Origin of the sequence: Pengzhenrongella sp., assembly GCF_036565025.1 — a bacterium.
Lineage (GTDB): Bacteria > Actinomycetota > Actinomycetes > Actinomycetales > Cellulomonadaceae > Pengzhenrongella.
The window spans coordinates 1-7,227 of record NZ_DATCNW010000268.1; the positions used below are offsets into that span (position 1 = coordinate 1).

Annotated in this window: 9 protein-coding genes; 7 read left to right on the forward strand and 2 right to left on the reverse strand. The window is 73.8% G+C overall.

Annotation, left to right across the window (positions count from 1 at the left end):
• Window positions 1-241 precede the first annotated feature (241 nt).
• Window positions 242-1,639 carry a nicotinate phosphoribosyltransferase gene (locus VIM26_RS15610; protein WP_331952781.1) on the reverse strand — a complete coding sequence of 466 codons (1,398 nt, stop codon included), beginning with the start codon at window positions 1,637-1,639 and terminating at the stop codon, window positions 242-244.
• Between the two features lie 93 nt (window positions 1,640-1,732).
• Here VIM26_RS15610 and clpS point away from each other — a divergent pair, with 93 nt between their 5' ends.
• From clpS to rdgB, 6 genes are read left to right on the forward strand one after another with little or no spacing between them, the layout of a single operon-like run.
• Window positions 1,733-2,026, forward strand: a complete 294-nt coding sequence (gene clpS / locus VIM26_RS15615) for an ATP-dependent Clp protease adapter ClpS (RefSeq protein ID WP_414696499.1) — start codon at window positions 1,733-1,735, stop codon at window positions 2,024-2,026.
• Window positions 2,026-2,709, forward strand: coding sequence for a DUF2017 family protein (locus VIM26_RS15620; RefSeq protein WP_331952782.1), 684 nt, complete (start codon window positions 2,026-2,028; stop codon window positions 2,707-2,709). The genes clpS and VIM26_RS15620 overlap by 1 nt, the downstream gene beginning before the upstream one ends.
• Before the next feature lie 29 nt (window positions 2,710-2,738).
• Entirely contained in the window at window positions 2,739-3,554 is an 816-nt protein-coding gene (gene murI, locus VIM26_RS15625) for a glutamate racemase (RefSeq protein WP_331952791.1), read from the forward strand.
• The gene (locus VIM26_RS15630; protein ID WP_331952783.1) at window positions 3,551-4,339 is read left to right on the forward strand and encodes an MBL fold metallo-hydrolase; all 789 of its coding nucleotides are present in this window, start codon (window positions 3,551-3,553) and stop codon (window positions 4,337-4,339) included. Before murI ends, VIM26_RS15630 begins: the two co-directional genes overlap by 4 nt.
• A 52-nt stretch (window positions 4,340-4,391) precedes the next feature.
• The gene (gene rph, locus VIM26_RS15635; RefSeq protein WP_331952784.1) at window positions 4,392-5,159 is read left to right on the forward strand and encodes a ribonuclease PH; all 768 of its coding nucleotides are present in this window, start codon (window positions 4,392-4,394) and stop codon (window positions 5,157-5,159) included.
• Between the two features lie 14 nt (window positions 5,160-5,173).
• A complete protein-coding gene (gene rdgB / locus VIM26_RS15640; RefSeq protein ID WP_331952793.1) occupies window positions 5,174-5,839 on the forward strand; it encodes an RdgB/HAM1 family non-canonical purine NTP pyrophosphatase in 666 nt (221 codons plus the stop codon).
• On the opposite strand, the gene VIM26_RS15645 is transcribed toward rdgB, so the two are convergent.
• Window positions 5,772-6,185: a DUF3054 domain-containing protein gene (locus tag VIM26_RS15645; protein WP_331952785.1), complete on the reverse strand. Its 414-nt coding sequence runs from the start codon at window positions 6,183-6,185 to the stop codon at window positions 5,772-5,774. The two genes, rdgB and VIM26_RS15645, sit on opposite strands and share 68 nt — an antisense overlap.
• Before the next feature lie 84 nt (window positions 6,186-6,269).
• Here VIM26_RS15645 and VIM26_RS15650 point away from each other — a divergent pair.
• On the forward strand, window positions 6,270-7,227 hold a 958-nt coding region (locus VIM26_RS15650), incomplete at its 3' end, for an ATP-binding cassette domain-containing protein (RefSeq protein ID WP_349257760.1).

A 7,227-nucleotide genomic window follows, 5' to 3' on the forward strand; every position in this document is an offset into this window, starting at 1 on the left:
GTGTCCGAGTTCGACACAGACCTCCGAGTTCGGCGCGCGTCGCCCGTCACGCCGTTGGGTGTGACGGCGAGCGGCCGCCAGCACGCCTCGGCGCACGGGCTCAGGCCATGGCTCAAATGCATCGAAAGCGCACCCCTGGTGCGTATCCGCTGCACAGAGCGCTGCACAGAGAGCCCTGCGGCGAGACGGGGGCTGAGCGGAGCTCCGGCGCGACCGGGTGGCGGGGCTCCGGCGGGCTAGTTCAGGCGTCCAGCTCCAGGATCACCGTCGGGACCGCGGCCTCGTCCGCGGACAGGCGCCGGGCCCCCCGCGGCAGCTCCGCGCGGGAGGCCTCGTGCCGGGCGGCCGCGAGGTGCACGCCCGCCGCTCCGGTCCACCGGGTGTCCACCGCGCCACCGACCACGAGCGGGACGTGCAGCGCGCGCATCTCCTGCTCGTCCTGCGCCCACTGAGAGACGGCGTCGTCCGGGCCGACCACCAGGATCTCCTCGATCGCGCGGCCCTCGGCGTCGAGCCGGCGGGCGGCGGCCTTGCGGCCACCGACGCCCACCTTCGTCGGGGAGGTCTTCGCGACCCGGCTCATCACGGCGTCGGACCCCTCGCGCGCGACGAGCTTGTAGACCATCCCGCAGGTCGGTGCCCCGGACCCGGTGACCAGCGCGGTGCCCACGCCGTAGCTGTCGACCGGCGCCGCGGCGAGCCCCGCGATCGCGAACTCGTCGAGGTCGGAGGTCACCACGATCTTGGTGCCCGTCGCGCCGAGCTCGTCGAGCTGGTGGCGCACGTCCTGGGCGAGGGAGAGCAGGTCCCCGGAGTCCAGGCGCACCGCGCCGAGCCCGGTCCCGCCGGCGGCGACCGCTGCCTCGACCCCCCGCCGCACGGCGAACGTGTCGACCAGGAGCGTGGTGCCCTTGCCGTGGGAGGCGACCTGGGACGCGAAGGCCGTCTCCTCGTCGTCGTGCAGGAGGGTGAAGGCGTGCGCGGCGGTGCCGATGGTCGGCAGCCCCCAGCGTCGGCCCGCCTCCAGGTTCGAGGTCCCCACGAAGCCCCCGACGACGGCGGCGCGCGCCGCCGCGACCGCAGCCTGCTCGTGCGCGCGGCGTGAGCCCATCTCCATCACCGGGCGCCCGACGGCGGCGCTGGTCATCCGCGAGGCGGCCGACGCGACCGCCGAGTCGAAGTTGAGGATCGACAGGATGAGCGTCTCGAGCACGACCGCCTCGGCGAACGTCCCCTCCACCACCATGACGGGGGAACCGGGGAAGAAGGCCTCGCCCTCGGCGTAGCCCCAGATGTCGCCCGTGAACCGGTAGCTCGCGAGGTAGTCCAGCGTGGCGTCGTCGACGATCCGCTCGGCGGCGAGCCAGTCGAGCTCGGCGGTCCCGAAGTGGAAGTCCGCGAGCGACTCGAGCACGCGCCCGGTGCCGGCGAGCACGCCGTAGCGGCGCCCCGGCGGCAGTCGCCGGGTGAAGACCTCGAACACGCAGTGCCGGCGGGCCGTGCCGTCCGCGAGCGCGGCCTGCAGCATCGTCAGCTCGTACCGGTCGGTGAGCAGCGCGGTGCTCGGACGCAGGAGGTGGGAGGTGGGCGCGCGGCGGACATCGCCGCCGGTTCGCGCCGAGGGCTCCGGTGCACTCATGTGTTCCACCGTAGGGCCGTTTGACCCCGCTCCGTGTCGGCGGGTCGCGCATCGGCGCTACGAACGCCGCCGGACGCCACCTACAGTGGTGGCGTGCCCGTCCAGACCACCCCCGACCAGGAGATCAAGGTCCACCAGGACGAGCGGCTCGCAGACGCGTGGATCACGATCGTCTGGAACGATCCGGTCAACCTCATGAGCTACGTCAGCTGGGTGTTCCGGTCCTACTTCGGCTACCCGGCCGAGAAGGCGGACAAGCTCATGCGGCAGGTGCACGAGGCCGGCCGCGCGGTCGTCTCGACCGGCAACCGGGAACAGATGGAGGTGGACGTGCAGGCGATGCACTCGTTCGGCCTGTGGGCCACCCTCCAGCAGGGCGGCGCCTGATGCGCGGCTTCCGTGCCGTGGAAGGGCGGTACGTCGCCGAGCTCGACGGCACCGAACGGGAGGTGCTCGCGACGGTCGTCGCCGACGTCGCCGAGCTGCTCGGCGCGGGCCGGTTCGACACCGATGTCCGCTCGCGCGAGGGCGCGGACGCCGCGGAGGCTCCGCACCCGCTGCTCGGTCTGCGGATGAGCCCGGTCGACGTGCCCGCACCCATCGACCCGGCCGTGCACCGGTTGCTCCCCGACGCCTCGCAGGAGGACCCCGAGCTCGCCGCCGAGTTCCGTCGCCTGACCGAGGGCGACCTGCGCCGGCTGAAGGTCGAGCGGCTGCGCATGCTGTGGCAGGCACTGGTCGGCGAGGCGCGCGGCAGCGGGGACGCGACGACGCCGCACGACGTCGGCGGCGCGGACCTCGCGGTGCCGCGCGGGGAGGCCGCGGCCCTCGCGGCGACGATCACGGACCTGCGCCTCGTCCTGGCCGAGCGGCTCGGGGTCGAGTCGGACGAGGACTCCGACGCGCTGTACGAAGCGCTCGACCGGCACGAGCTCGGCGAGGAGGACCCGGACCGCAGCGGCCGGGAGCTGGTCGAGGACGAGATCCGGGACTACCTCGGCTCGGTCTACGCGGCACTGAGCTGGCTCCAGGAGTCACTTGTCGCAGCAATGATGGAGGATCTGTCGTGACGCCCAAGGAGCTCTACTCGAGAGGCCCCGTGAACGAGGCACCGATCGGGGTGTTCGACTCCGGCGTCGGGGGCCTCACCGTGGCGCGGTCGATCCTGGACCAGCTCCCGCACGAGTCGATCCTGTACATCGGCGACACGCTCAACTCCCCGTACGGCTCCAAGCCGCTCGCGGCGGTGCGCGCGCACGCCCTCGAAGTCATGGACGACCTCGTCGACCAGGGCGTGAAGATGCTGGTCATCGCGTGCAACAGCGCGTCCGCGGCGGTGCTGCGCGACGCTCGGGAGCGCTACACGAAGCGCCGCGGGCTGCCGGTGGTCGAGGTGATCCTGCCGGCCGCGCGCCGCGCGGTCGCGGCCAGTCGCACCGGTCGGATCGGGGTGATCGGCACCCGGGCCACGATCGATTCGCGGGCGTATGAGGATGCGTTCGCCGTCGCGCCGCACCTCACACTCACCACGCAGGCCTGCCCGAGGTTCGTCGAGCTCGTCGAGGCGGGCATCACGTCCGGGCCCGAGGCGCTCGCGATCGCCCACGAGTACCTCGACCCGGTCCGCGACGCCGGCGTCGACACGCTCGTGCTCGGTTGCACGCACTACCCGCTGCTCACCGGCGTCATCTCCTACGTGATGGGCGAGCAGGTCACCCTCGTCTCGAGCGCCGAGGAGACGGCCAAGGACGTGTACCGCACGCTCGTCGCCCACGAGCTCGAGCGGTCCGTGAGCGACGGCGCGCCCGAGCACCGGTTCATCGCGACCGGCGACGCCGACTCCTTCCAGCGCCTCGCGCGCCGGTTCCTCGGACCGGAGGTCGGCGCCGTCGAGGCGGCCGGGGTCCTGCGGTGAGGCTCACGATCGTCGGCTGCGCCGGGTCGTTCCCGAGCGCCGAGTCCGCCGCGTCGAGCTATCTCGTCGAGGCCGACGACGACGCCGGACGCACCTGGCGGGTCGTGCTCGACATGGGCAACGGCGCACTCGGGCCGCTGCAGCGGTACTGCGACCCCGCCGACGTCGACGCGTACGCGATCTCCCACCTGCACGCCGACCACGCCGCGGACCTCGTCGTGCTCGGGGTCTACTGCCGGTACCGCCCGAGCGGACCGAGCGCCCCGGTGCCGGTGCACGGTCCCGAGGGGACCTCGGCCCGCCTCGCCCAGCTGGCCGGCGCCGACCCGGCGACGGACGTCAGCGGCCAGCTCGAGGTGCGGACCTGGGTCGACGGCGTGGCCGTCGACGTCGGTCCGCTGCGGCTTGAGCCGGTCGCGATGCGCCACCCCGTGCCCGCGTTCGGGATCCGGGTCACCGGCCCGGCGGAGGGCGACCCCGGGCGGCGCGTGACGCTCGCGTACACCGGGGACACCGACGTCTGCCCGGGACTGGACACCCTGGCCGCCGACGTGGACCTGCTGCTGTCCGAGGCTGGTTTCCTCGAGGGGCGCGACGACGCCGTGAGCGGCGTGCACCTCACCGGACGCCGGGCCGGCGAGGCGGCGACCACGGGCAAGGTCGGCAGGCTCGTGCTCACCCACCTGCCGGCCTGGAACGACCCGGACGTCGCGCTCGCCGAGGCCCGGGGCGTGTACACGGGTCCGATCGACCTCGCCCGGCCCGGCGCCGTGTTCCACCTCTGACACCGCGAGGATCGGTTCCGCCGCGGGCAGGTCGGCAGTTAGGCTCGTCCGTATGACCATCACTACCCCGACAGCCTCGACGCGCGTCGACGGGCGCCGCAACGATGAGCTCCGTCCGATCACGATCACGCGCCGCTGGCTCGACTCCGGCGAGGGCAACGTCCTTGTCGAGTTCGGCAACACCAAGGTCCTGTGCGTCGCCTCGTTCACCCCGGGCGTACCGCGCTTCAAGAAGGGCTCCGGCGAGGGCTGGGTCACCGCGGAGTACGCGATGCTGCCCCGCGCGACGTCCACCCGTTCCGACCGCGAGTCCGTCAAGGGCCGCGTCGGGGGCCGCACGCACGAGATCTCGCGCCTGATCGGGCGCTCGCTGCGCGCCGTCGTCGACGTCACCGCGCTCGGGGAGAACACCCTGGTGCTGGACTGTGACGTGCTCCAGGCCGACGGCGGCACCCGCACCGCCGCGATCACCGGCGCGTGGGTCGCGCTCGCCGACGCGGTCGCGTGGGGTCAGCGCCAGGGCGCGATCAAGGGCAGCAAGCCCGTCCTGCTCGACTCCGTCGCAGCCGTCAGCGTGGGCATCATCGACGGCGTCCCGATGCTCGACCTGCCGTACACCGAGGACGTGCGCGCCGACACCGACATGAACGTCGTGGTGACCGGCAAGGGCCTGTTCGTCGAGGTGCAGGGCACCGCCGAGAAGACCCCGTTCGACAAGCGCGAGCTGGACGCGCTGCTGGAGCTCGCGCTCGCCGGGACCACCGAGCTCACGCACCACCAGGAGCTGGCGCTCGCGACGGACCCGCGCGAGCAGCCGTGACCGCAGGTCGACCCATGCGGGTGGTGCTCGCCACCCACAACGCGCACAAGGTCGGCGAGCTGCGCACCCTGCTCGGCGCCCTGGTGCCCGGGCTGGCGCCCGACGACGTGCTGGGCGCGGGCGAGGTCGGAGCCCCCGAGCCGGTCGAGGACGGGCTCACGTTCGGCGCGAACGCCCTGATCAAGGCTCGCGCGCTGGCCGCGTTCACGGGGCTGCCCGCGCTCGCGGACGACTCCGGGCTCGCGGTGGACGTGCTCGGCGGCGCGCCGGGCATCTTCTCCGCGCGCTGGGCCGGGCGGCACGGTGACGACGTCGCCAACCTGAACCTGCTGCTCGCCCAGCTCGCGGACATCGCCCCGGAGCACCGCGGGGCGCAGTTCGTGTGCGCGGCGGCGCTCGCGATGCCGGACGGCTTCGAGCACGTCGAGCACGGGTACCTGCGCGGGACGCTCGCGACGTCGCCGCGGGGCTCCCACGGCTTCGGGTACGACCCGATCCTGGTGCCCGCGGGCGACACCCGGACGAGTGCGGAGCTGACCCCGGCTGAGAAGAATGCCATCTCCCACCGCGGCGACGCGTTCCGCGCGCTCGCGCCGGTGATCGTCGCCGCGCTCAGCGGGGCGCGGCCTGCGGGCTCGGAGTCTCGCGCCGTGACGCTGCCGCCCGCCGGGCCGCGCTGATCCCGGCCACGACGCCGCGCCACCCGATGAGCAGCACCGCGAGCACGACGGCGGCCACGACCAGGAAGCTCGGAGCCGTGCCGGCACCGGTGAGGTGCCGCAGGAACATGCCCCAGCCCCAGGTCAGCGCCCACAGCCCAACGGCGTGGGGCCACAACCGCAACGGCTCGCGCCACGTTTGGCTGGGGACCCAGGCGACCGCGCAGCCCGCGAGAAATGGCCACGCCACCTGCAGCACGCCGACGAGTGCGTTCCCCTCGCCGTGCGACGCGCGCCCGACGGCAGCAAAGAGCAAGATGCACGCGGCGTCAGCGAGGGCTGCGAAGAGGACGGTGCGGGAGCGCATGCGCCCGACGCTACCCGCCGCCGTCGGGCGGGCGCGCTCGTGACCACCAAGACCGGCAACGGACCGGCGATCAGACCGGGCGCCGTGCACGTCGTCGCCGATCGCGTCTCCTTCGCCTACCCGGGACGTCCCGTGCTCGACGACGTCACGGTCGTCGCCGGGGCGGGCGCGCGGATCGGCGTCGTCGGGGAGAACGGGGCGGGGAAGTCGACCCTGCTGGGCGTCCTCGCGGGTGTCCTCGTCCCGCAGAGCGGTGCGGTGCGCCGCGCCGGCTCGCTCGCGGTGGTGACCCAGGAGCTCGAGGTCGCCCCCGGGGCGACCGTCGGCACCCTGGTGGACTCCGCGCTCGTCGCGGTCCGGGCGGCCGTCGGCGCGCTCGAGGCGAGCATCGCGGCGTTCGACCACAGCTCGGGCGACCTGCCGGTGCTCACCGAGGCCCTCGCACGGGTCGAGCGTCTTGCCGGCTGGGACGCGGACCGGCGGATGGACGAGGCGCTCAGCCGGTTCGGCGCGCCGCGGGACCCCGCGCGGCCGCTCGCCGAGATGAGCGTGGGGGAGCGGTACCGGGTTCGGCTGGCCTGCCGGATCGCGCAGCGCGCCGACGTGCTGCTGCTGGACGAGCCGACGAACCACCTCGACGAGTCCGGGATCGAGTACCTGACCGCGCAGCTGGGCGCGTGGCCGGGCGTCGTGGTGATCGTCACGCACGACCGCCAGCTGCTCGACGACGTGATGACCGCGATCCTCGACCTCGACCCGACGATCGACGGGCGACCGGCGCTGTACGGCGCGACGGACTACGCGACGTACCGGTTCGCCAAGGACCAGGCGCTGCGGCGCTGGCGCCAGCGGTACGTCGCCGAACAGAAGCGCAAGGTGGCGCTGCTGGCGCGCCTCGACGAGTCGTACGAGGGGCTGTCCGACGCGTGGCGGCCGCCCAAGGGCAGCCAGCCGAACCGGAGGGCGACCCACGCGCGCATCCACGTGAAGGCCGCCGACCGGCTCGTGCAGCGGCTCGAGGCCCGGGCCGTCGAGGTGCCGC

What these genes read in the sequence shown, in the direction of transcription:
- VIM26_RS15645 (WP_331952785.1), bottom strand. Translation starts at nt 6,185, where the DNA reads ATGCGCTCCCGCACCGTCCTCTTCGCAGCCCTCGCTGACGCCGCGTGC.
- VIM26_RS15620 (WP_331952782.1), top strand. Translation starts at nt 2,026, where the DNA reads ATGCGCGGCTTCCGTGCCGTGGAAGGGCGGTACGTCGCCGAGCTCGAC.
- VIM26_RS15610 (WP_331952781.1), bottom strand. Translation starts at nt 1,639, where the DNA reads ATGAGTGCACCGGAGCCCTCGGCGCGAACCGGCGGCGATGTCCGCCGC.
- rph (WP_331952784.1), top strand. Translation starts at nt 4,392, where the DNA reads ATGACCATCACTACCCCGACAGCCTCGACGCGCGTCGACGGGCGCCGC.
- rdgB (WP_331952793.1), top strand. Translation starts at nt 5,174, where the DNA reads ATGCGGGTGGTGCTCGCCACCCACAACGCGCACAAGGTCGGCGAGCTG.